General features: G+C 58.3%; 26 protein-coding genes, 2 rRNA genes and 2 pseudogenes. 10 read left to right on the top strand and 20 right to left on the bottom strand.

Annotated elements, in window-relative coordinates:
* The first annotated feature begins 104 nt into the window (after positions 1 to 104).
* Positions 105 to 578 carry a cyclic nucleotide-binding domain-containing protein gene (locus AC1DXW_RS28415; protein WP_477755899.1) on the top strand — a complete coding sequence of 158 codons (474 nt, stop codon included), beginning with the start codon at positions 105 to 107 and terminating at the stop codon, positions 576 to 578.
* Here AC1DXW_RS28415 and AC1DXW_RS28410 read toward each other — a convergent pair.
* On the bottom strand, positions 575 to 865 hold the full coding sequence (locus tag AC1DXW_RS28410; protein WP_477755898.1) for a hypothetical protein: 291 nt from the start codon (positions 863 to 865) through the stop codon (positions 575 to 577). The genes AC1DXW_RS28415 and AC1DXW_RS28410 overlap by 4 nt on opposite strands.
* A gap of 95 nt (positions 866 to 960) precedes the next feature.
* On the opposite strand from AC1DXW_RS28410, the gene AC1DXW_RS28405 reads away from it, so the two are divergent.
* From AC1DXW_RS28405 to AC1DXW_RS28390, 4 genes are all read left to right on the top strand, one after another.
* A complete protein-coding gene (locus tag AC1DXW_RS28405; RefSeq protein WP_007898703.1) occupies positions 961 to 1647 on the top strand; it encodes a spermidine synthase in 687 nt (228 codons plus the stop codon).
* Between the two features lie 49 nt (positions 1648 to 1696).
* Complete coding sequence (locus AC1DXW_RS28400; protein ID WP_007898702.1) at positions 1697 to 2068, top strand: YajD family HNH nuclease; 372 nt, start codon at positions 1697 to 1699, stop codon at positions 2066 to 2068.
* A gap of 212 nt (positions 2069 to 2280) precedes the next feature.
* Complete coding sequence (locus AC1DXW_RS28395; protein ID WP_007993783.1) at positions 2281 to 2751, top strand: RNA methyltransferase; 471 nt, start codon at positions 2281 to 2283, stop codon at positions 2749 to 2751.
* 79 nt (positions 2752 to 2830) lie between these two features.
* Entirely contained in the window at positions 2831 to 3196 is a 366-nt protein-coding gene (locus AC1DXW_RS28390) for a YgaP family membrane protein (protein ID WP_477755897.1), read from the top strand.
* Positions 3197 to 3325: 129 nt separating this feature from the next.
* Here AC1DXW_RS28390 and AC1DXW_RS28385 read toward each other — a convergent pair whose 3' ends face one another.
* Together AC1DXW_RS28385 and AC1DXW_RS28380 are read right to left on the bottom strand one after the other, a co-directional pair.
* Entirely contained in the window at positions 3326 to 4555 is a 1230-nt protein-coding gene (locus AC1DXW_RS28385) for a hypothetical protein (RefSeq protein ID WP_477760746.1), read from the bottom strand.
* 35 nt (positions 4556 to 4590) lie between these two features.
* Entirely contained in the window at positions 4591 to 5040 is a 450-nt protein-coding gene (locus AC1DXW_RS28380) for a YcgN family cysteine cluster protein (RefSeq protein ID WP_477760745.1), read from the bottom strand.
* A gap of 164 nt (positions 5041 to 5204) precedes the next feature.
* On the opposite strand from AC1DXW_RS28380, the gene AC1DXW_RS28375 reads away from it, so the two are divergent.
* Positions 5205 to 5798, top strand: a complete 594-nt coding sequence (locus tag AC1DXW_RS28375) for a nitroreductase family protein (RefSeq protein ID WP_477755894.1) — start codon at positions 5205 to 5207, stop codon at positions 5796 to 5798.
* 91 nt (positions 5799 to 5889) lie between these two features.
* Here AC1DXW_RS28375 and AC1DXW_RS28370 read toward each other — a convergent pair whose 3' ends face one another.
* The 6 genes from AC1DXW_RS28370 to AC1DXW_RS28345 form a co-directional block, all read right to left on the bottom strand.
* A complete protein-coding gene (locus AC1DXW_RS28370; protein ID WP_477755893.1) occupies positions 5890 to 6822 on the bottom strand; it encodes a D-2-hydroxyacid dehydrogenase in 933 nt (310 codons plus the stop codon).
* A 119-nt stretch (positions 6823 to 6941) separates the two neighbouring features.
* Positions 6942 to 7235, bottom strand: coding sequence for a YcgL domain-containing protein (locus AC1DXW_RS28365; protein WP_477760744.1), 294 nt, complete (start codon positions 7233 to 7235; stop codon positions 6942 to 6944).
* Complete coding sequence (gene rnd / locus AC1DXW_RS28360; protein ID WP_477760743.1) at positions 7232 to 8365, bottom strand: ribonuclease D; 1134 nt, start codon at positions 8363 to 8365, stop codon at positions 7232 to 7234. Before rnd ends, AC1DXW_RS28365 begins: the two co-directional genes overlap by 4 nt.
* A 123-nt stretch (positions 8366 to 8488) precedes the next feature.
* Positions 8489 to 9139 carry a class I SAM-dependent methyltransferase gene (locus AC1DXW_RS28355; protein ID WP_477756350.1) on the bottom strand — a complete coding sequence of 217 codons (651 nt, stop codon included), beginning with the start codon at positions 9137 to 9139 and terminating at the stop codon, positions 8489 to 8491.
* Positions 9140 to 9211: 72 nt separating this feature from the next.
* Positions 9212 to 10861 carry a phosphoethanolamine transferase gene (locus AC1DXW_RS28350; protein WP_477756351.1) on the bottom strand — a complete coding sequence of 550 codons (1650 nt, stop codon included), beginning with the start codon at positions 10859 to 10861 and terminating at the stop codon, positions 9212 to 9214.
* A gap of 187 nt (positions 10862 to 11048) precedes the next feature.
* The gene (locus tag AC1DXW_RS28345) at positions 11049 to 12431 is read right to left on the bottom strand and encodes a glutamine synthetase family protein (RefSeq protein WP_477760742.1); all 1383 of its coding nucleotides are present in this window, start codon (positions 12429 to 12431) and stop codon (positions 11049 to 11051) included.
* Between the two features lie 472 nt (positions 12432 to 12903).
* Between AC1DXW_RS28345 and AC1DXW_RS28340 the strand changes: the two genes are divergently transcribed.
* From AC1DXW_RS28340 to AC1DXW_RS28330, 3 genes are all read left to right on the top strand, one after another.
* Positions 12904 to 14088, top strand: a complete 1185-nt coding sequence (locus AC1DXW_RS28340) for a cyanate transporter (RefSeq protein ID WP_477760741.1) — start codon at positions 12904 to 12906, stop codon at positions 14086 to 14088.
* 13 nt (positions 14089 to 14101) lie between these two features.
* Entirely contained in the window at positions 14102 to 15019 is a 918-nt protein-coding gene (locus AC1DXW_RS28335; RefSeq protein ID WP_477756359.1) for a DMT family transporter, read from the top strand.
* Between the two features lie 114 nt (positions 15020 to 15133).
* Complete coding sequence (locus AC1DXW_RS28330; protein WP_477756360.1) at positions 15134 to 16072, top strand: LysR family transcriptional regulator; 939 nt, start codon at positions 15134 to 15136, stop codon at positions 16070 to 16072.
* 3 nt (positions 16073 to 16075) lie between these two features.
* Here AC1DXW_RS28330 and AC1DXW_RS28325 read toward each other — a convergent pair whose 3' ends face one another.
* The 9 genes and pseudogenes from AC1DXW_RS28325 to AC1DXW_RS28285 all read right to left on the bottom strand — a co-directional run bounded on the left by AC1DXW_RS28325 (position 16076) and on the right by AC1DXW_RS28285 (position 21643).
* The gene (locus AC1DXW_RS28325) at positions 16076 to 16438 is read right to left on the bottom strand and encodes a 5-carboxymethyl-2-hydroxymuconate Delta-isomerase (RefSeq protein WP_477756361.1); all 363 of its coding nucleotides are present in this window, start codon (positions 16436 to 16438) and stop codon (positions 16076 to 16078) included.
* Positions 16439 to 16495: 57 nt separating this feature from the next.
* Positions 16496 to 17422, bottom strand: a complete 927-nt coding sequence (locus AC1DXW_RS28320; RefSeq protein WP_477760740.1) for a LysR family transcriptional regulator — start codon at positions 17420 to 17422, stop codon at positions 16496 to 16498.
* A gap of 104 nt (positions 17423 to 17526) precedes the next feature.
* Complete coding sequence (locus AC1DXW_RS28315; protein ID WP_477760739.1) at positions 17527 to 18117, bottom strand: hypothetical protein; 591 nt, start codon at positions 18115 to 18117, stop codon at positions 17527 to 17529.
* Positions 18118 to 18201: 84 nt separating this feature from the next.
* Positions 18202 to 18648 (bottom strand): DUF6311 domain-containing protein, encoded by a 447-nt coding sequence (locus tag AC1DXW_RS28310; RefSeq protein ID WP_477760738.1) that lies wholly within the window; start codon positions 18646 to 18648, stop codon positions 18202 to 18204.
* Positions 18615 to 19438 (bottom strand): annotated as a pseudogene (locus AC1DXW_RS28305) (DUF6311 domain-containing protein). Before AC1DXW_RS28305 ends, AC1DXW_RS28310 begins: the two are co-directional and overlap by 34 nt.
* A complete protein-coding gene (locus AC1DXW_RS28300) occupies positions 19363 to 19584 on the bottom strand; it encodes a hypothetical protein (RefSeq protein WP_477760748.1) in 222 nt (73 codons plus the stop codon). The pseudogene AC1DXW_RS28305 and the gene AC1DXW_RS28300 overlap by 76 nt, the downstream one beginning before the upstream one ends.
* Complete coding sequence (locus tag AC1DXW_RS28295; RefSeq protein WP_477760747.1) at positions 19581 to 19967, bottom strand: GtrA family protein; 387 nt, start codon at positions 19965 to 19967, stop codon at positions 19581 to 19583. Before AC1DXW_RS28295 ends, AC1DXW_RS28300 begins: the two co-directional genes overlap by 4 nt.
* Positions 19964 to 20674, bottom strand: coding sequence for a class I SAM-dependent methyltransferase (locus AC1DXW_RS28290; protein WP_477756733.1), 711 nt, complete (start codon positions 20672 to 20674; stop codon positions 19964 to 19966). Before AC1DXW_RS28290 ends, AC1DXW_RS28295 begins: the two co-directional genes overlap by 4 nt.
* A 3-nt stretch (positions 20675 to 20677) precedes the next feature.
* Positions 20678 to 21643, bottom strand: coding sequence for a glycosyltransferase family 2 protein (locus tag AC1DXW_RS28285; protein WP_477756734.1), 966 nt, complete (start codon positions 21641 to 21643; stop codon positions 20678 to 20680).
* 309 nt (positions 21644 to 21952) lie between these two features.
* On the opposite strand from AC1DXW_RS28285, the pseudogene AC1DXW_RS28280 reads away from it, so the two are divergent.
* Positions 21953 to 22114, top strand: a pseudogene (locus tag AC1DXW_RS28280) (transposase domain-containing protein); the annotation flags it as partial.
* 144 nt (positions 22115 to 22258) lie between these two features.
* On the opposite strand, the gene rrf reads toward AC1DXW_RS28280, so the two are convergent.
* Together rrf and AC1DXW_RS28270 are read right to left on the bottom strand one after the other, a co-directional pair.
* A 5S ribosomal RNA gene (rrf, locus tag AC1DXW_RS28275) occupies positions 22259 to 22374 on the bottom strand.
* A gap of 163 nt (positions 22375 to 22537) precedes the next feature.
* A 23S ribosomal RNA gene (locus AC1DXW_RS28270) occupies positions 22538 to 22816 on the bottom strand; the annotation flags it as partial.

Genomic DNA, 22816 nt, shown 5'->3' with positions numbered 1-22816 from the left:
TCAAAAGATCGTCCGAACGCGGCCCGAGCCTGCGGCAGCTCCTACAGGGTGTGCGGTGAATTCATATCCGGAACCGAACCAGACAACAAAAAAGACCGCACGACATGTCAGAACCAACCTTTCTGAACAACGAAATTCGCGACTGGCTGATGGATTGCGGCCTGTTCAATCAACTACTGCCGGCGGACTTCGTCGCGGCTTCGGGCTACTTCAGTATCAGCACCATTGCCCAGGGCGAGGAGATCTTCCAGGAGGGCGATGCCGGCAGCTTCATGTGCATCATCCACACCGGTCAGGTGGCAGTGCAGAAAACCACCGCCGGCGGGCAACGCGTCACCATCACCACGTTGCGCAGCGGCCGCTCGTTCGGCGAAATGGCCGTGCTCGACGGCGAACGGCGCTCGGCCAGTTGCGTGGCCGCAAGCAACTGCCAGTTGCTCAACCTGGGCAAGGACTCGCTGGAAAAGATGCTCAACGACGCACCGAAAATCGCCGCCAAGATCATCCGCGCCCTCGCCGTTTCCCTGTCCAAACGCCTGCGCATGGCCGACGGCCAACTGCTTTCACAGCAGGTCTAGCCGCCCGGCGATTTGGCTTTCGGCGGATTGGGCGCAAGATCCGGTATCGGCTGGTCCTTGGTCGGCGGGCTCGGCATTTCAATCGGCACCAACGGCGGACCGCTACTGCCGGGGCCGACTTTAGGCAAAGGCGCCGGGCTGATTTGCGGGTATGGCGTGGGCGTCGCGGTGCCGGGCGAACCGGGCATCGGCGCGGGGCTGACGGGAATCGATTGCAGCTGTTGAGCCTGCACTGCAGTTATCGAGAGCGCGGCCAGGGCAATGACCGTTAGAATGGTGCGCTTCATCAATGGCTCCGTTGACCTTGTCGTCATAAACAGGCTACTCCCAACTGCGTCTGTTTGCCCTCCCGTGTTCTGCCAATTTTCTTCAAGTGAGCCCCATGAAACGTTTCGTTCTGCTGGACACCACCCCCATTCCTGAAAACGGCGGTGCCCTGTGCCTGTTCGAATACGGCGAGGATTTTGTCATCAAGATCCAGGGGGGCGATGGCGGGCAATTGATGAATACGCGCATGCATGGCTCCGAAGATGCTCTGGCCGAAATCCCGTGTCGCAAAGTCGCCGGTCGACCGAATTCACGGGTGCTCATCGGCGGCCTGGGCATGGGCTTCACCCTCGCTTCGGCGCTCAAGCACTTGGGCAAGACTGCCGAAGTGGTGGTCGCCGAACTGGTTCCCGGTGTCGTTGAGTGGAATCGTGGACCGCTGGGCGAGAAGGCTGGCAATCCGCTGCTCGACCCGCGGACGGTGATTCGCATGGAAGACGTGGCCAAAGTCCTGCAAGCCGAACCCCAGGGTTTCGATGCGATCATGCTCGACGTCGACAACGGCCCCGAAGGCCTGACCCAGAAAGCCAACAGCTGGCTGTACTCCGCCGGTGGCCTCAGTGCCTGCGCCAAGGCCCTGAGACCAAAAGGTGTGCTGGCCGTCTGGTCGGCCAGCGCTGACCGGCAATTTTCCGACAAACTGAAGAAAGCCGGTTTCAAGGCCGAGGAAGTGCAGGTCTTCGCCCATGGCAACAAGGGCACCCGCCACACCATCTGGATTGCCGAGAAGCTCAAGGGCTGAGCTAAACTTCGCTTAATACCGTCATTAGTCATTTTACAAAGGTGAACCCATGAGTTCGTCCACCCCGACCAACACTTCGAAGCTGGATCGCATCCTCGCCGACAACCAGCGCGACAAGGAAATGGGCTACCGCGACAAGGCCCTGAAGATGTACCCGCACGTCTGTGGCCGCTGCGCCCGTGAATTCTCCGGCAAGCGCCTGAGCGAACTGACGGTGCACCACCGCGACCACAACCACGACAACAACCCGCAGGACGGCTCGAACTGGGAGTTGTTGTGCCTGTACTGCCACGATAACGAACACTCGCGTTATACCGACCAGCAGTATTTCGACGAAGGCTCCCTCAGCACGCCGAAAATCGCCAAGGCCACGCACAACCCGTTTGCGGCGTTGGCCGGGTTGATGAAAAAGGAAGATTAAAAATCTTCAGTGCCTGAACTGGCCTCATCGTCGGAACGCCGCCCGGAGCAAGCTCGCTCCCACATTGTTCTGCGTCCGTCAGGACACCTCGGTCAACTGTGGGAGCGAGCTTGCTCGCGATTGCAATAGTCCTGACACCGCCAATCTCCGAACTGACCGCTGCCGTCCAATCCCCGTATAATCGCGCTTTTTTCCCGAAAGGCACCCCGCTCGTGGCAGACAAACGGTACAGCTGCATTGGTTTGTATAACCCCAAATCACCGGAGAACGTCGGTTCGGTGATGCGCGCCGCTGGCTGTTATGGCGTGGCGTCGGTGTTCTACACCGGCAAGCGCTATGAGCGCGCCGCCGACTTCGTCACCGATACCAAGCGCGTGCACTACGATATCCCACTGATCGGCATCGACGACCTGAAGAAAATCCTGCCGCTCAACTGTGTGCCGGTCGCCGTGGAACTGGTCGAGGGCGCTCGCCCGTTGCCGGAATACACCCACCCGGATCGCGCGCTCTACATCTTCGGCCCGGAAGACGGATCGCTGGATAAAGAGATTCGCGACTGGTGCGAAGACGTGGTCTACATTCCGACCACCGGTTGCATGAACCTGGCCGCCACGGTCAACGTCGTGCTCTACGACCGCATGTCCAAGGGGCTCAATACCCGCTCCGGGCCAAAATTCCGCTAATCGCCGCACATCCGATTGAACGAGCTGCCCGCCCTGGCTGTCAGCTTGACTATCGATCACCCAAGCCTGGAGACAGACCATGAGCGAACTCAAACGCGTCGAGCGTATCGAATCCACCCCGTTCCAGAGCCCCTCCGAGCAAAACGTGCAGGGCTGGGAACGCATCGGCTCCCTGGCCGGCGGCGTGGTGATGGTGGGCAAGGGCCTGCGGCGTGGCGGGATCTTTGGCCTGATCCAGGTGGCCATCGGCGGCGTGGCCCTGGCGCGCGGCATTACCGGCCACAGTTCGGCGAAAAGCCTGCTGGAGAAAAGCCGTCAGGACATGAACAACGTGCGGGCGAAAATCCAGCGGGCGGGTGAAGAACTGAGCCAGTTGAAGGCCAATGCCGAGGCGGCGACCGTTACCCGCAATGATTCGTTGAAGTCGCCGAAAGCCGGGGTTTGATCCGGATCGTCCGGCGGGGCTGATGGCCCTATCGCGAGCAAGCTCGCTCCCACAGGGTTATGTGGCGTTCACAACATTTGTGTTCACCCCCCAATCACTGTGGGAGCGAGCTTGCTCGCGATGACGGACTCACTGAATCAACTCGGTACTCAGTACCTTTGAAGAGCCACCGATCACGCCCTCGCTGAGCTGAACAAACGCCTGGGTATCGATATTCCCCAGCTGCATCGCCCCGCGCAACACGTCGTCCAGCGACCGCTTGTTGTGGGTTTTCAGGCGAATCTCGCGATCCAGTTCCTGCAGCAACACCACTGCCCTGGTCACCTGCGCCGGGCTGATCTGTTCACCGCGCAGCGTGGTGACTTTCTGGCTGCTCTTGACCAGTCTGCCGTGCACGCTCTCGTAGCGTTCATCGCTCATGCCGCCGGCCCGGCGCATCAGTTCGATGGCGTAATACTCGGCAAAGCCTTCGCTGATCCAGTCACTGCGCTGGGTGCCGTTGATCCGCCCGAACATCTGGGCCAACTCACGGACCAGCGCACTGGAGCCGCTCTCGCTGACCAACGGCAGGTGACTGTTCAGATAGATCGACTCGTGCGCCGACTGGCTGCCACGCCACATCGGATCATTGGCCCCGACGATCAGCAGTTTGCCAGGGTGTCGCGGGTACAGCGCCTGCACTTGCGGCCAGACGAAGCTCAGCAAGGTCAGTACATCCATACGGCGCATACCCTGCCCCAGCGGCGAGGTGACGGTGACTTCGGTCTCGCCCAGACGAGTACGGCGGCTGCCAAGCTGGCCGGCGAGCATCCAGCCCGTGGGCCGGTCGAACAGTCGGGAAGGATTATCGATACGGAATTTGTTCTGGCCAATCCGTGGCCACGCGGTTTCAACGCTTTTCCAGTCACCGGGCAGCTCGAATTCAAGGCGTGAAACCAGTTCGATGCCATCCTGTTGATCGAGTCTGGCAGCCGGCACCAGATCGTCGCCGCGCATCAACGCCCAGTTTGGCGTCATGCGCGCGTCGAAGCTGCCGCTCTTGCGCCCGTGGCTGATATTCACACGGTAAATCAGGCTGGCCTTGTCGGCAGTCGGACGCCAGATACCGCGCGCCGCTTTGCCAGGGGTCAGTTGCCATTGGCCGTCGGCCTTGAAATCGCTGTAGTGGCTGCCGTCGCCGAGGTCGAAATCCAGGCTGCGCACCGCCGAACCCTGGGCGAGCGTCAGGCGCACTTCGGCCTGATCGCTCTGGGGCAACAGGTGTACGTGATAATCCAGATTGACTTTGTTCGCTGCCCATACGGGTGAATTCACGACCAGTAGTCCAACGACCCACGCCTGCCGCCATCCCACAGCCATACACACTCCTTCGTGAAACGTTATACGTTCGGCCGTCAGCCCGCGCGGAAAATCAGGTGATCTTCCCAATCATCTTCCAGCACGCTGCCTTCGGCGAGCATGCGCCCGGACTGGGAAATCCGCTCGTGATGCACAGCATCGCGATCACCGCACACCAGGTGATGCCACAACGGAAGGTCCTTGCCTTCGCTGACCAGGCGATAGCCACAGGTCGGCGGCAGCCATTTGAATTCGTCGGCCTTGCCCGGCGTGAGCTGGATACAGTCCGGCACAGAGTCACGACGGTTGGGATAGTCCGTGCACTGGCAGGTTTTCAGGTCCAGCAATTTGCAGGCGATGCGCGTGTAATAAACGCTGTTGTCGTCTTCGTCTTCAAGCTTTTGCAGGCAGCACAATCCACAGCCGTCGCACAGCGACTCCCATTCCTCCCGATCGAGTTGATCAAGGGTTTTGCGTATCCAGAACGGTTCTACTTTGGCGGCCATGGTTCGAGCATCGACATCAGGTGGTGAAAAGGCAGCCAGTCTAGTGCCCGAAAGCCCGCGGGCCAAGCATTGGCGACTGTCGGTAGAACGGGCTTGTCAGATTTTGCGCTGCCAAGTAGGGTTTTGCGTCGCTCCCACTTTCAAACGTAGCAAGGAATCTCTTGATGAGTGCCAACCCACGCGTTGCCGATTACGCCATTCACCCTCAGTTCACCGATCGCTGGTCGCCCCGCGCCTTCACTGGCGAAACGATTCCAGAGGAAACCCTGCTGAGCTTCTTCGAAGCCGCCCGCTGGGCACCCTCGGCCTACAACTCGCAACCCTGGCGCTTCCTATACGCACGTCGCGACACGCCGAACTGGGAGCGCTACCTGGGCCTGCTGAACGAATTCAACCGCAGCTGGGCGCAACATGCTTCGGCCCTGGTGATCGTGATCTCGAAAACCACCTTCGCCGTGCCTGGCGCCACCGAAGAAACCCCGGCCCTGTGGCACACCTTCGACACCGGTTCCGCCTGGGGTCACCTGGCCTTGCAAGCGAGCCTGAGCGGTTGGCACACCCACGGCATGGCCGGTTTCGACCAGGAACTGACCCGCAAGGAGCTGAACATTTCTGAAGGCTACGCCCTGCACGCCGCCGTCGCGGTGGGCAAGCTTGGGGACAAGGCAAGCCTGGCGGATTACCTGCAAGCCCGTGAAGAACCCAGCCCGCGTCGTCCATTGAGCGAGTTGGCGGCTGAAGGTGATTTCACCCTCTAACAGCAAAAGATCGCAGCCTGCGGCAGCTCCTACAGGAGTTCACATAATCCTGTAGGAGCTGCCGCAGGCTGCGATCTTTTTTCGCTGCGCCTCAATACCCGCGATCGAAATCCACTTCCCCGCGCAACGCCTCTCCCGCCTGATACGCCCGCAGGTTCTCGACAAACAGCTTCACCATCATCGAAGGCGAAGTCGGTGCCGAGCTGTGGCCGGTCAGCAGCAGGCCCCAGGCTGTCCAGAATGGATGACGCTGGGGTAACGGCTCCTGACGGCACACGTCGATCACCGCACCCGCCAGATGCCCTTCCTTCAAGGCATCCACCAGATCCGCATCGACCACCGCCACACCGCGCCCGGCGTTGATGAACAACCCGGTCGGCTTGAATTGCTTGAACAGCGTCGCGTCGTAGATATCGTGGGTGTCCGGCGTGTTCGGCAAAAGATTGACCACGTAATCGACTTCACCGACCAGCCGCGGCAAATCCGCCATTGATCCGACTTCGATAAACGGCGCCTGTTCCCGCGCGCTGCTGGCAACGCCATACAACTCGACGCCGAACGGCACGAGGAACTGCGCGACACTTTGACCGATATCACCCGTGCCGACGATCAACACCTTGCGCCCCGCCAGGTTCTGGCCATGGCGGCTGTCCCACTTGCGCTCGACCTGGCTGACCAGTCGCGCCAGCACTTCACGTTCGTGACCGAGCATATACGTGAGCACATACTCGGCCATGACCTGTCCGAAGATGCCGACGGCACGGGTCAGCCGATAGTGCCGCGGCAAGCCATCGGCCAGCAGCGGCGTGATCCCGGCCCAGGTCGATTGCAGCCATTGCGGTTGATGGCCCTGTCGTAACAGGGTCGCCAGCAAATCTGGCTGGCCGAGCCACACCGGACAATCGGCGGCCTGGCTGGCCAGTTCGGCGGAATCACCGCTGGTCAGCACCTCCAGGTCCGGTGCCGCCTCGCGTAACAGTTGGGCGTACACGGGGTGGTCGTGTTCAGCAATCAGGACGCGCATGCTTCAAACCTTTCAAAAACGGTACAGACGGCCGCCGACAGAGTGGTGCTCCGTCGATGCTGCCATCGCAAAAATCAATCAGTGTTTCATAACCACTCTGAACAGAGCCTGTCTGCCGCTCACACCGGATCGTTGCGACGCAACAATTCTTCCGGCAAGTGCTCGATGTACTCGTCTTCGGCAGGCGGCATTTGCAGGTGATAACCCTGTTTGTCGAGGTTTTCCAGCACGACCGTGATGTCCTCGCGCGACAGTTTGCGCTCGGGGCTCAGCACCAGGTCGAACGCGTGGATGGCCTTGCCGAAGGCTGCCATCAGGGGATCCGGCACACGTTCCAGAGCATCGCTCTTGAGCACATACAGGTACATTTCGTTTTTCTTCGAGCTGCGGTAGATGGAACAAATACGTTTCAAGGCTGTTCTCCGGCGGTGGCCAGGCTGTCGAGCAGCGCCTGGCCCATCAATTCGCGGCGCCAGCCACGCAGCGAATCAGGCAATTGGTAGGGACCATTGGGAAAGCCGCTCTTGAGCAGCGCTTCCAGGGTTTTCTTGCGCAGCATCAGTTCCGGCGCAATGTTCAGGCGCTCGGCTTCGGCCTGGCCGATGGCTTTCATCTGTTTGAGTAGCACGGCAGCGTCCACCGGCAATGGCTCCGGCACGGCTGGTGGCCATTGATCAGGCGACACACTGCCAGAGCGCTTGATCAGATCAAGCAGAAACTCGCCGTCCTGACGCACGGTACGCGGGTGCATGTCTTCGATTTTCGCCAAGGCACCGAGGTTATCCGGTTGCGTACGCGCCAGCGGCCACAACGAATGCTCGCGGATAATCCGGTTGCGCGGCAGGTCACGCGCGCGGGCTTCCTTTTCGCGCCAGGCGCAGAGCTCACGCAAAACGGCGAGTTGGGCGCGAGACAGCTTCCAGGCCAACTTGGCATCGCGATAGACCTCGTACGGATCGATCTCGCGGCGCAGGTTGGCCACCAGTTCGGCGCCGTCTTCCAGGACCCAGGCGTACTTCTCGTCAGACAGCTTTGGCCGCAGCTTTACGAAGACTTCAGCCAGGTGCACGGCATCTTCGGCGGCATAGCTGATCTGTGTTTCGGAAAGCGGACGTTGCAACCAGTCGGAACGGGTTTCACCCTTGGGCAAGTCGATGCCGAGCACTTCCTGCACCAGCCGCGAATAACCCATGGAAAAACCGAGGTTCTGGTAAGCGGCAGCCAACTGCGTATCGAACAGTGGCGCCGGCAGGCTGCCGGTCAGGCGTAGCAAGACTTCGAGGTCTTCGCTGCACGCGTGGACAACTTTGACCACGGCCGGGTTTTCCAGCAGCGCGGCCAGTGGTTGCCAGTTATCGATGGTCAGTGGATCAATCAGGTAGGCGCGTTCGCCATCGCCGACCTGCAGCAGGCCGGCGATCGGGTAGAAGGTGTCGACCCGCATGAATTCGGTGTCGAGGGCAACGAATGGCAACTGCTGCCACTCGGCACACAATCGTCCGAGGCTATCGTTGTCGCGAATCCAGTGAATATCGATGGCCACACGGCTCTCCCTTGAAGAATGGCGCGCAGTATATATCGCCCCCGGCGATTTCCGCGCATCCACTGAACAAGAGCGTTAGCGAAAATTACTGCGTGACATACAGAATAGTCCGACAACGTCGGGCTAGCTGGTCTTACCCAGCACGTAGATCCGCATCCGCGCGCAACCCGGAAAAAAGTCCTGATGGCTGAGCAACCGGAAACCCGCCTGCCTGAATTCGCTTTCCACCTCGGTCTTGCTCGGTAACGGCCCTTCCACACCCGAGCGCGCGGCCTTGAAAAGACCGTCGAGGCGCACTGCGACAATCACCGTATCGCGACTGACCCGGTAAAACTCGCCCAGCATCGCCAGACGATGTTCCGGGTTGGTGAGGTGCTGAAACAGTTGCATGCAAAAAATGCAGTCAACCGCGTTCTCCGACAAGCCAATCGAGAACGCCGAGCTTTGAAAGGTCTTGATCCGCTTCAACAAACTCTGAGGGTGATGGGTGCGAGCGTGATCAAGGATGTCTTGAGATGGATCTGTCGCGAGAATTACCCGATTCGCATGCTCGGCCAGCACCGACCAGAAACGCCCCACACCGCAGGCCACATCCAGGATCAGGCCCGGCTCGCCGGCGACCTTGAGCGCATTGCGCACCAGACGCTCCTCACGCCAGAGCGCCAGACGCCCGGCCAGACCCGGCGCTTGCGGCTGAAGGCAGACGCGCGCGTGCTCCTGGTCGTAGCGCCGGGCAATCTCAAGCTCGATGGCGGATGGAGGCTGAGCGGACATGTGCAATGGCTCTTGATGAAAGTTCTACAGGCCGCAAGTCAGCGGCCGCCGTGTGAAACAAAACCTGTGCACTCAATCTTTGGCCAACACACCGTTGACCACTGGACCACGACATCCGGCAAACATGTCCAGATCCTGGTTGTAGACCTTGCTGTTGACTTCCAGCAGGCCAAGCATCGAATGGAACAAGTTGTCCTGGCTCAGGGGCTTTTCACGATTCTGTTGCAGGCAACGGGTATCTACCGCAAACGACTTTTTATAGCTGTCGGAGAACCACGCAAACATGGCTACATGCTTTTGCTGCTCGGGTGCCAGCATGTAAGGCGTGCCGTGGAGGAACAAGTTGTATTCACCCAGGGACTCGCCGTGGTCCGACAGATACAGCATCGCGGTATCCACTTTGTCCTGGTTACTGCGCAACAGATCGATCAAGGTCGACAGTACATGGTCGGTATATACCAGGGTGTTGTCGTAGCCGTTGACGATACTTTCGCGACTGCAATTGTTCAGGGCATTACTCTCGCAAACCGGGGTGAAGCGCTCGAACTCTTTCGGATAACGCTTGAAGTACTCCGGACCGTGGCTGCCCATCTGGTGCAATACCAATACTGTATCCTTGTCCAGGGTATCGATGAAATGTTGCAGCCCCTGCAGCAGGATTTCATCGCGGCATTCACTGTTGGCGCACAGCGCCGGATCTTTCAGATTGCTGACGTCCTGAATGGTGACGCGATCGCACGTACCTTTGCAGCCTGACTGATTGTCACGCCAGATCACGTCGATACCCGCGTGCTTGAGCACGTCAAGCAGGCCTTCTTCGTTCTTTGCCTTGCTGGCGTTGTAGTCCTTGCGCCCCATATTGGAGAACATGCAAGGCACCGATACGGCGGTTTCAGTCCCGCAGGAATGCACATCGGTGAAGGCGATCAGGCCGTCTTCCTTACTCAGTTTCGGCGTGGTGTCACGGTTGTAGCCAAGGATGCCGAAGTTCTCCGCCCGGGCACTTTCACCCACGACAAGAACCGTCAGGGATTTGCGCCCGTGAGTTTGCCAGGCTGGATTGCGTTGGGCATCTTCACCGATTTTGACAAAGGGCTGTTGTGCGCTCGCTACTTTCTCGCGCAAGAAACCAGCCGAGGCACCAATGTAGTTGCTTGGCACCACCATCAGGCGCAACTCGTGGTGATTGCGAAACAGCGAGGACAGGCCTTGATAGTTAACCAGTGCAACACCACCAATGACCGCTGCCGAGGCAAAAGTCACCAAAACTTTACTGAGTAGTTCACGGTGCCAGCGACGATAATTAACCGGTGTCTTCCACAACAGCCAAGACGGTAAAACGCCGAGCAGCACAATAAAAACAAACAACTTTGGCGACAGTAAGTCGCGCACTTCCGTAGCATTGGTCTCAGCGAAGTTACGCAACATGCCGGTGTCGATCAGAACACCATACTGGCTCATGAAATACGCCACGCCCGCACTGATCATGAACAGCAGGGTCAGGACCGGCTTGAGCACCGGCCGGAATGCCAGCAGGGTCAGCACAATGTTGAAGGCCGCGAAGATCATCACCCCAAAGGCCACGCGCATGACGATGCCTTTGCCGTCGGATGCGGTGATTTCGAACAGGTGCTGCCAGAGTACAAAATTGAAGCCAACTAACAAAAATGCGCTGGCAATCAGTGTCACCCATTCGGGGCGCACGGCTTTAATCTTAAGCATGAGATTCGGCGGGTCCTGAAAAAGTGTCTTCGGCAAATGTGAAAATTTCATTTACCGAGACAGCTCTAATTTTAGATAGCCAACCATCAATTTTTCGTGAAAAAGAAGCCAACAATCAGTTGGCTTATAAACCAGCCTGATACTTCCAGACTATTTGAGAATGGTTCAGCTCCGGTACAGCTTCGACTCAAGCCTGATGCAAATACCAGCGCCAGTCCTGCTCACCGACCTCCCCCATGAATTGGCGATATTCGGCGCGTTTCACCGCCAGGTAGACACTGAGGAATTCCCCGCCGAAGGCTTCTTTGGCCCAACTCGAACCTTCCAGCGATCGCAAGGTGGTCAGCCAGTCTGTCGGCAACAGTCTCGCAGCCTGGGCGTAGCCGTTGCCTTCCACCGGCGCACCAGGGTCGAGTTGTTCGCGGATACCGCGATGAATACCGGCCAGAATCGCCGCAGCCGCCAGATAAGGATTGGCATCTGCGCCACAGATCCTATGCTCGATGTGCCGGGAATATGCCGGCCCGCCCGGTACGCGCAAACTCACGGTGCGATTGTCCACGCCCCAGGTGGCCGCCAGTGGCGCATAGCTGTTGGCCTGGAATCGACGGTAGGAGTTGGCGTTGGGGCAGAACAGCAAGAGCGAATCGAGCAAGGTACTGAGCATGCCTGCGACGGCCTGCTTGAGCAGTGGCGTTCCATCCGGGGCTTCGCTGGCGAAAAGGTTGTTGCCATCCTTGTCCGCCAGGCTCACGTGCATGTGCATCCCGGTGCCGGCCAGGTCATCGAAAGGCTTGGCCATGAAACAGGCTGTCATGCCGTGCTTGTGCGCCACCCCCTTGACCAGACGCTTGTAGCGCACCGCTTCATCCATCGCCTGTAGCGCGTCGGTGCGATGTTCGAGGGTGATTTCCACTTGCCCCGGCGCGTATTCGGAAATGGCCGTGCGCGCTGGAATCCCCTGGAGCTTGCAGGCGTTATAGAGATCGGCCAGGAACGGTTCGATCTGCTCAAGCTCGCGCAAACCATAGACCTGAGTGCCGCGCGGACGCCCGCCATCGACATCCCGTGCCGGTTGTGGCCGGCCATTGCTGTCGCGTTGCTGATCCAGCAGGTAGAACTCCAGTTCCGCTGCCATGACCGGGTAATAGCCGTCAGCCTGTAAACCTTCGACGACTTTCGCCAGTAAATGACGAGGATCGGCAATAGTGGCGGGCATTCCCTCCGTCGGATGCATGCTGACCTGCACGGCCGCCGTCGGTATCAGACGCCACGGCATGCGCGTGAGACTGCCGCTGATCGGGTAGGCCCAGCAGTCGATATCACCGACATCCCAGACCAGCCCGGAGTTCTCCACGTCATCGCCATTGATGGTCAGGCCGAGGATGGTGCTCGGCAATGGCCGTCCGCTTTCATACACCGCCAGCAACTCGTCACGATGCAGCAGCTTGCCCCGCGGTACTCCGTTGTTGTCGAGGATGAACAGTTCGAACATTTCAATGTCCGGGTTCTGCTCCAGAAATGTCTGGGCTTCAAGCCTGGTGGCAAACGAGGTCGTGGCACAACTCATGGGAATTCTCTTTTTCCGTGTCAGACGGGTACGCAAAAGCACCCGCACGTTAATCCCGGCATCAACCGGAATAGGTAGGAACAATCAGCGGAAAAAGCAGGAATCCGGCGGGCGCGCATGGCGGCAATGCCACAGCGCCCAGAAGGCCAGTTCAGAAGGAAGTGCAGAGAGGTTTGGCGCGGTGGCGGGCGTGAATCGACGAAGAAGGCTCGACGCTCGAGCGTCGATGGATGCCTTGAAATAGATTACGACTGGCCAACCGTCCATAGAGAGAACCGCAGAAAACAGATGACCCGCAGCGTCACACGATGGGTTGAGTCGTTAAATCGGGATTTGAAGAACCTTGGATAAGGCCTGACTAAACATTTGGCTGCGACTTGTATTTAATTTCTAAATACTTCGTCGGAATTTCTGATTTGCCGCCTCCAGGCCTCGCGCGCCTAATCGGAACCCTACTGTTCAAGGTCCGATCATGGAAAACACCCGAGCCACTTCCCGCCCTGCCCTCTGGTTCATGTTCAGCATTGTCCTGGTTGCCCTGAACCTGCGCCCTTCCATGGCCGCTGTAGGGCCTCTGCTCTCGGCGATTCGCGACGACATTGCGCTGAGCTTCAGCCAGGCTTCACTGCTGACCATGTTGCCAGTGACGGCCATGGGACTGGCGATGTTTGTCGGCCTGCACGTCAGCCAGCGATTCGGCGACCAGCGCACGGTGGTGTTCTCGTTGCTGATCATCGGCGTGGCCACGCTTTCGCGGTTGCTCCTTGATTCAGCTGCGGAGCTGCTTCTCAGCGCGGTACTGGCAGGTATCGGGATAGCCCTGATCCAGGCGCTGATGCCAGCGCTGATCAAATCCCGCTTCAGCGACAATGTCGCCCTGTGTATGGGACTCTACGTCACGTCGATCATGGGCGGTGCCGCCATGGGTGCTTCCTTTGCGCCACTGGTGATGGAACGTACCGGCAGCTGGCGTATGGGCCTGGCGATCTGGGCGATTCTCGCCGTGCTGGCATTGCTGCTCTGGGGTACCCAACGGGCGGAGATGCCGATACGGGATTCAAAGGCCTCCAGTAATGGTTCGTTCTTCGCCAATTCCCGCGCGTGGTTACTCGCGATCTTCTTTGGCCTGGGCACTGCGTCCTACACCTGTGTCCTGGCCTGGCTGGCGCCGTACTACGTGGAAAAGGGCTGGAGCGAGCAGCACGCCGGATTGCTGCTCGGATTTCTGACCGCCATGGAAGTGCTGTCGGGCCTGCTGACGCCCGTCATCGCCAATCGCAGCCGCGACCGCCGTGTCGTGCTGATGGTATTGCTTGTACTGATCATCGCCGGTTTCTGCGGATTGATTCTGAGCCCACAACATTTGAGCCTGATGTGGCCATGCCTGCTGGGGCTGGGCATTGGCGGCCTGTTCCCGATGAGCCTGATCGTATCGCTGGATCACCTGGACAATCCCTTGCGCGCTGGTGGCCTGACCGCCTTCGTTCAAGGCATTGGCTACTTGATCGCCGGCCTGTCGCCGCTGCTGGCGGGGATAATCCGCGACCGGCTCGGCAGCTTTGAATGGGCCTGGTGGTCGCTGACAGCAGTCATGGCACTGATGATGTTGATGGTTTTTCGCTTCAACCCAAGGCACTACACCCGCCACATCCATTGATCCGGAGCCTGCCATGAAAACCATCGGTTTCGCCGCCGCTCACGCCAGCATGCTGCTTTGGGCCTTGTTGATCGCCGCGTCGTTTTCCGCGGCGGCGCAAGTCAGCCAGGCCATCGACCCGATCCTGCTGACCGGTTTGCGTCTGCTGTTTTGTGCCTTGGTGTTTCTGCCGCTGTTGCTGTTAAAAGGCGATGCGATCATGACCGCTCGTGGGCTGCTCGGTCACGCGGTGCTCGGCCTGCTGCTGGCGCTGTACTTCGGCTCGCTGTTCGAAGCATTGCGCTACACCTCGGCCGTCAACACCGGGACGATGTTCACGCTGGTGCCGCTGATGACCCTGGGTTTCGAAGCCGTGCTGACACCTGACAGCCGCCTGAAACAACGGATTGTGCCGATGCTGCTCGCCGCTGCCGGGGCGGTTTTGTTGATCATGAAAGGCACCGGCCCCGACGAATTGCCATCGCCGTATGCGTTGACGGTGTACGGCATCGGTTGCCTGGCGATGGCACTCTACGCCCCTCTCAGCCAGCGCCTGAAAGCCAACAGCCTCAAGGGGCGTGGGCCGGTGCCCATGACGTTCTGGAACATGCTGTTTGGTGCGCTGTTTCTGCTGGTGTTCTGTGGATTCAGTGGCGGTTGGCGCTCGGCATCATTGCTGACGCTCAGCGATTTCTATTGGCTGATGTACCTGGCGGTATTCGCCACCCTGGCGACGTTTTGGCTGCTGCATCGGGCCATCGGCGTGATCGCGCCGTCCTCGGTGATTTCCTACATCTACCTGAGTACGCTGTTCATCACCCTGTTTCACTGGCTGTGGGGGCGCCAGACGCCGCTGCCGCTGGAAATGGCCGGCGCGGTGCTGGTGGGCCTCGGCATGTTCGCGCTGTTGATGTCCAGCCGCCGCTCCGTGTCGGCGATGGTCCAGGGCTGACACGGGCCTGGGCGAAACGTCCTGCAAGGCATTCTCCCTGCTCGCTCATTCCGCTAGGATCTTTCGCTCATCCTTGCGCACGGTCAGTGCAAGGGACGCAGCGAGACGCAATGGATGCTGAACAGTAATTCGCTTAGAAAACTCGACATGCAGGACCTCATGGTGTTCGTCGCCGTGTACGAGCAAAACAGCGTCACCGGCGTATCCGAGACGCTTTGCGTCAGCCAGTCCACGGTGAGTTACTGCCTGAAAAAACTGCGCACCTGTTTCGGGGACGAATTGTTCATCAATACCCGCACCGGTGGCATGCAGCCCACCTGCAAGGCCGGTACGATGTACCCTCATGTGCTGAAAGTCCTGGAAAGCATCAACCTGTGTCACGCCGGCCCACCCACGTTCGACCCCGGGCTGAAACCCGTGACCTTCAACATCTGCGCACCGGAATATTTCGAACAGTTGATCCTGCCGCGCCTGCTGAAACGCTTCGACCTCGCCGATCTTCCAGTGATGGTCAATGTGTTCAAACTCGAAGCCGATATCCCTGCCGAAGCGTTGCGCGAAGGCAGCCTCGACCTGGTGATGTGCTTCGGCCCGCACTTTCATCGCAGTCACGTCGACTTCAAATCCCGGACGCTGCTCGAAGACGATCTGGTGTGTGTTTTCGACAAACGCGCCACGCCGGCGGAACCGCGCTTGAGTCTGCAAACCTATGTCGAACGTCGACACGTGTTCCCGACACCCTGGACGTCCGCCACCAACATGGTCGACGGCTGGCTTGCGCAGCAAGGACAACAGCGCCAGATCGTCGCACGCGCCAACAGCTACAGTGCAGCGCTGAAACTGATTACCGGCACCGACTATGCCCTGACCCTGCCCCGGCGCATCCAGCGACTGCTGGCCGGTGCAGACACTTTCAATCACTGTGAAGCGCCCGAAGGCTTGCCGGGTTTCACCCTCGATATGCAGTGGAGCCAGGACGCGGATCAGGACAGCGCCAACACCTGGCTACGAGCGCAGGTGATCCAGGCCGGCGTCGAGCAGGCAACGGCCTGATACTCAGTTGCTGATGGCGGTCTTGCTGTAGGAATCGCGATCGATGTCAAGAATCTCCACGCACAGCTGGACTTCAACGCCAGTCGGCCACTCACAAAGCTCCTGCACCACCGCCAGCAGGCTTTCAGACAGTTGCTTCTTGATCTCTGCGGAACGACCACTCAACAGCGCCAGTTTCACATGCACGAACGCCCGCTCGGCCAGTACCGTACCGACCCTGAACGTATCGACCTTGACCGCGCGGCTCTTGATGTCGAATTCGGCAAACTGACCGGAACCCACCAGCGTATTGTTCAACCGCATCAATGCCACATCGGCATTCAGATCAGTCAGGTTGGCGGTGTATTCCATGTGCAGGTGAGGCATGAGTCAGATCCTGTAAGTAGTTGGGCAGGTCATACATATAACACAGCGTCGCCCTGTTCATTCGGGCAGTGGCAAAACGGCACGTTCACTCATGAACGCTTCCAGGCGCGAGCGTAACCAGCGCTCGGCAGGGTCGGTATCGACATGACTGAGCCAGACCATGGACAGGTCCAGAGTCGGCGTCTTGATCGGAAAGGGCTCCTTGAACAGCATTCCCGATGCAGCCATCGCCTCGGCGGTGTAATCCGGCAGACTGGCAATCAGGTCCGTCCCGGCGAGCAAGGCTGGCAACGCACTGTATTGCGGTACCGAGAGCACTACCTGGCGCGTGCGACCGATATCTGCCAGCCACTCGTCGGCATAGCCACTGACGTTGGCGGTATGGGACACCAGCACGTGTGGTCGCGCGCAATATTCATCGAGGGTCAGCGGTGTGTCGGAGGCATCGGCGCGCAATATGCTGGGATGGATGTGCCGCAGCAACTTGCGCTTGGCATTGGCCGGCAAGCCACGGGTCTGGCTGATACCCACCGTGATATCACCAGACGCCAGCAAGTCGGGAATCCGCCAGTAATCGACATGCTGCACCACAAACACCACGTTGGGCGCTTCCTGGCGCAAGACTCGCAGCAATGGCGGCAACAGGCCAAACTCGACATCGTCGGACAGACCGATGCGGAACGTCATCGTACTGCTGGCCGGATCGAAATCATGGGTCAGGCTCAAGGCCACGGACAAGGAGTCCAGCGCCGGCGACAGATGCTTGATGATCTCCTCTGCCCGCGCTGTCGGTTCCATGCGATGGCCGACGCGTATGAACAGCGGATCATTGAACATTGCACGCAAGCGGTTGAGCGCCGAACTGATGGTCGGCTGACCGAGAAACAGCTTCTCCGCCACCCGAGTGACATTACGCTCGAGCATCAGTGTTTCGAATACCACCATCAGGTTGATATCCGCCTTGCGTAGTTCGTTGCGATTCATCCACTGCCCCCCGATCCCCAGACTGGAAGGCAGTGTAGAAAGGCTCGGGGATAACGTCTACGTGCCTGAACGATAGACAATGCCGGTGCAGACGTTACGTTTGTTCAATTCAAAGTCAGCGCCTGTAATCCGAATGCCAGTTTGCGCGGGTCGTTACTCATGCCAAGCTCTCCCGGACTGATGGCATTGGAGTATTTGAAAAAAATACGCAGTACGCCTTGACGTTCGATGAGCTGTTGCACGGCTGCGGGTAATCCGATGTTGATTCGGTTTGCTTCAGGCTTGACCAACCGGGTGGACAGTACACTCACATCATTGACGACAATCTCCAGCGACTGCTCTGTGTGCGTAGGTGCGAGCAACGCGCTGGTTTCCAGCAACAATGAATTCACCCTTGATGTTGGCCGCAAAACGATTTGCGACTCGGCGCCTTCGGACCAGGTTCCCCACGGTTCGTTAAGCGACCATCCCTTGGCCAAATAATCCACCGCCGGACTCTCTTTACTGAACACCACTCTCTCGCCTTGCTTGAGTTCCGGAATCAGCTTCAATGCATCCGGCGCCAATACGGGCGGACAATCGTTACAGCGCTTCCATCCCGGTGCCAACACATTCAAACCGTCAATTCTGGCGAGCACATCGATATCACTCTTCAATGTCTGGGCAGCCTGGAGCAAGGAGCGGTTATCCAGCACGTACAGGGTATCTTGCGCGTAACTTCCCGAATCCAGCATCCGAACCGACTGAGCCTGCGCCGCCTCGACGGCCAGCGAACTGACTCACCCAAGATAGACGGCATTTGTGGGTAGATGATGGGTATGCGCATAGTCGGCCAATGTCATCCACTGTTCCGATAAGTTCTGCGGGCGAATCCATCGCACGTACTGATAATGCTTTGCTGCTTGTTGCCAGAAAGGATCTGCCAGTGGCGTCTTCCACTCGGACGCCGGTGAAGTCATGAATAAACCGCGCGAGACTGTCCATCCCGATCGCGTATCCGCCACCTGAATCACCAAAGCAATGCTCAACAGCAACACCGCCGTGCGCGGGGTATGCCCGCGAACCACATAAAGAGTGACAAAAATAACCATGTACATCACCGGCCAGATCATCCGCCCTGAGCCACGGAAGATCGTTGCGACGGCTACAACGGCGTCCGGCAGGGGAATCCGGAATTCGAATGACCCTACACCTACGTTATTGGATACGGCGAACCTTGGCGCCAAGATCCCCCGTCCCTTGCAGCAATAGCACTAAAGCGCAGATGAGCAGGAAAATGACACCCCACCCCCAGGAAGGCAAACCCATCACTGTCGCCCAACACACTTGGCATGTCCCGCAGGGTGTAGGACCAGGTACCCGGATCGAAGAAGGTCAGGACATTCGCCCGAAACAAGCCATATCCCATTAACGAAAGACCACTATCGCCAACACTGAAGTAACCCGCTTGCCAGCAACACAGACTGACCAGCAGGAACAGACCGATCAACTCGGTCAGCGCTTTGCCCGGCTTCAGGCGGCGCTGGAGGGCTTTGGCTGCAAGGTCCGCGTCCAGATCAATGCAACCATCGCCAGCAAATAAGCGTGCACCAGTGCTGTCGCACCAAGCAGCGCCCCCCATGCCAGACAGCGTTTTTGCGTAAATGGGCGCAGGGCCAGATAAAGCGCTGCCAATGCGAGAAAATGTCCGGCCAGGGATAAATGCACTCCCATCCGGATAATCATCGTCGGGACGAACAAAAACAACCCGGCACCGAGCAATTGCAACACCACATTGCGACTGACCAACCCCGTCAGCTTCCAGCCAAACCAGCTCTGCAGGATGAAACACGTCAGAAACCAAAACCCGAAATACTGGAATGGTTCAGGAAGCAGAGCCGAAAACGGCTTGAAGATCAAAGCGAACAGAGGATTGGAATCAGAGAAAATTACCGCGTTGCTCAATTCCAACCCATACGACGGATTAAGCCCCAACGGAAATGTCCAGGGTGAATGCCTGAAAAAAGCCCAGCCCAGGTAATGGGTGGCTGGATCGCCCCCCCCTCCAACCAGGCAATATTCATCGGGTTCAATGCCCGCGGGCCGACCACGATGAAAAATGCAAGGATTCCCAAAAGGACGGGCAGCAGCGCAGTCACCCGGCGCGTTGTAGAAAGCTTCATCGGTACGTCCAGAAATTGTGCAAGACAAAAGTGAATGCCGGAACCGTTAGCGCCACCGCACCAATCCCCAGCAGATAATGCAACCCCGCCATCTGCGCGGCCCAGGCGACAAACATCGCCAACAAAAAACCGCCCGCCGATGCCAGCAGGAAACGCAGCAGAGTTCTGCCATGCAATCGGGCAGAAAAACTCCAGATAGTATTGATGACGTAGGACACCACCGTCGCCACGGCAAATGCCACACCGTTAGCCAGAGGCGGAAGTGCGACGACGAAATTGATGAACAGCACCGCAACCAGCGCATGCAGGGCAGTAACGAACAATCCGGTTACAGCAAAACGCAAACCGCGCTGGATCAACGCTGTTTTTTCGGCTGATGTCAGGGCTTTCGCGCCAGCACGAATACACTCAAGCCGGCCAGGCGGTTCATGCCCATCAATGGCAATTCAAGCCTACAGAGAGTCTTGAGCACAGTGTTCACCAGCGGATGATGGCGCTTGAGCTGCGAACGAGGCGCTGAACCCTGCCGTCCGAGGGGCAACAAACGTATCGCAGCGGCGATCGGGAACACCGCACCGAAATAGTAGGCACCGCGTTGTACCGTCAAACCCGCGTTCCGGGCCAGAGTTTCAAATTGGGCCAGGGTGTAGCGGCGCTTGTGTTCGAGAAAGTCGTCGTGGCCGCTCCAGAGGAACTGGAAGGCAGGCACTGTCATCAGGAACCGGCTGCCTGACGGCACTGTATCGACGTAAGTCTTGAGCAAACCGAGGTCGTCATCGACATGCTCCAGCACGTCCATCAACAGCACCAGATCGGCGTTGACGGTCTCGACGCTGCGACGGTAGTGCACCGGCTTGCCAGCGGTGGTCGCGCTGGAATCGGCGAGGTAGCTGATATCGACACACCAGGCCTCGCGCGCCTCGGTATGAGTCAACAGATGGTGGGTAAAAAAACCGGAACCAGCGCCCACGTCGAGAATCCGCTTGATTGGCGCGTCACCCAGCAGGCGGCGGGTCGCTGCTGCTTTCGAGCAGTAATACCAATGCTCGTCGATGTTATCGCCGAGGATGTCGATTTCCTTGAGATCCATGCTTTAGGCCTTGGGGTCGTAGACACGGCGCACAAGAAAAACCGGCCGGCGTTTGGATTCGATGTAAGTGCGGCCCAAGTACTCACCGAGTACGCCGATGCCAATCAGTTGCAGGCCACCAAGGAACGTTACGGCGACCATCAGCGAGGCGTAACCGGGCATGTCGACACCATGGATCAACGTGCGCACCACGATAAATATGGCAAAAGCGAAAGAGACGAGCGACACCAGCGCCCCTATGTACGTCCAGACTCGCAAAGGCTCAGTGCTGAAGCTGGTGATACCTTCCAGCGCAAAGTTCCACAGCCGCCAACCATTGAATTTACTCTGCCCCGCCACCCGCTCGGGACGCTTGTAATCAACGTGGGTGGTGCGAAACCCGAACCAGGCAAACAGGCCTTTCATGAAGCGCCGGGATTCGGGCAAGGTCAGCAAGGCGTCGACCACACAGCGATCCATCAGGCGAAAATCCCCAACGTTTTCCGGCAGCGGCTGCTCAGCAATCTTGTTGTGCAGGCGATAGAACCAGTGGGCGGAAGTCTGTTTGGTCCACGTATCGCTACGCCGGCTGATCCGGTGACCGAGCACCACTTCATAGCCCTCTCGCCAACGCTCGATCATCTGCAAAATGATTTCTGGCGGATCCTGCAGATCGGCGTCGATCGGCACAACGATCTGTCCGGCGGCGATCTGTAAACCGGCGGACAATGCCGCTTCTTTGCCGAAGTTGCGACTCAGGTCAACGATGCGCAGACGCGAATCATGCTGCTGGCGCTCAAGCAGACGTGCAAGCGTGGCGTCAGTGCTGCCGTCATTGATGAATACCAATTCAAGCTTTATCAATTCCTGCTGCCGGAAGACTTCCTCAATGCGCAGGAGAAACGTGTCGAGACTGTCGTCCTCGTTAAAAACGGGGACAACCAGCGATAACGTCACCTGGGAGGCCAGTTGCGTTCCGTGCTCAGTCAATGGAGTGCTCTTTTTATAGTGGTTTTCGGTCGCCGAAAGATTTTGGACGTTATGAGCGATTGCGTATTAAGCAGTAGCTCCGAAGGTGTTGCAAGGGTGAAACAGTGTCGTTTTGGACAATTCAGAGGCTGATCCACCCGCTCTAACCCGCCGCCTCAGAACATCCGCCAACGATTGGAAACAAGTGTCCGATAGCCAAAAAACCCGCTCCGCCAGGCTTGCATCGATGCGTCACACAGGTTGTCGCACGATCTATCGCAGGGAGCGAACTGAATGTACTTCGAGATTTACAGGCAATTCAAAGGCACACGCAGCGGCCAGCGAGCGGCGGCGCTGATGAGCTTGATCCAGTTTGCACGGCTGAATGGCCATGATCCGTACGCATATCTGAAGGATGTTCTCACGCGCCTGCCGACGCAGCGGGCGAGTGAAATCGATGAGTTGCTGCCGCATAAGTGGCAACCGGTTTAGTTACGCAAGGCGTGATGGCCGGACGCATACGATGAAAAGATGGGTACGCTGTTTGCTTACCGTAGAAATCCAGCAGCCGCGGCTTTCCCGCGGACAAAAACAAAACCCCTACCTGCATGCGCAGATAGGGGTTTCGGAATTTAATCTTGACGATGACCTACTCTCACATGGGGAAACCCCACACTACCATCGGCGATGCATCGTTTCACTGCTGAGTTCGGGATGGGATCAGGTGGTTCCAATGCTCTATGGTCGTCAAGAAATTCGGGTACCGAGTCGTGACCAGACGGTCTCGCTTCAGCAAATTGGGTAAGTGATAGATTTGTGTGTGGTGCGAACTTTCGGTTCATTGCGTCTTCACACACCGCAATCTGGTGCCTTTTCGCTTTTCAGCTCGAAGCATGCAAATTGCTTGGGTGTTATATGGTCAAGCCTCACGGGCAATTAGTATTGGTTAGCTCAACGCCTCACAGCGCTTACACACCCAACCTATCAACGTCGTAGTCTTCGACGGCCCTTCAGGGGACTCAAGGTCCCAGTGAGATCTCATCTTGAGGCAAGTTTCCCGCTTAGATGCTTTCAGCGGTTATCTTTTCCGAACATAGCTACCCGGCAATGCCACTGGCGTGACAACCGGAACACCAGAGGTTCGTCCACTCCGGTCCTCTCGTACTAGGAGCAGCCCCTCTCAAATCTCAAACG

Source organism: Pseudomonas sp. P4_C4 (assembly GCF_056402055.1).
Note: the sequence above shows the minus strand (reverse complement) of the source record. Positions and strands in the feature narration are given on the sequence as shown.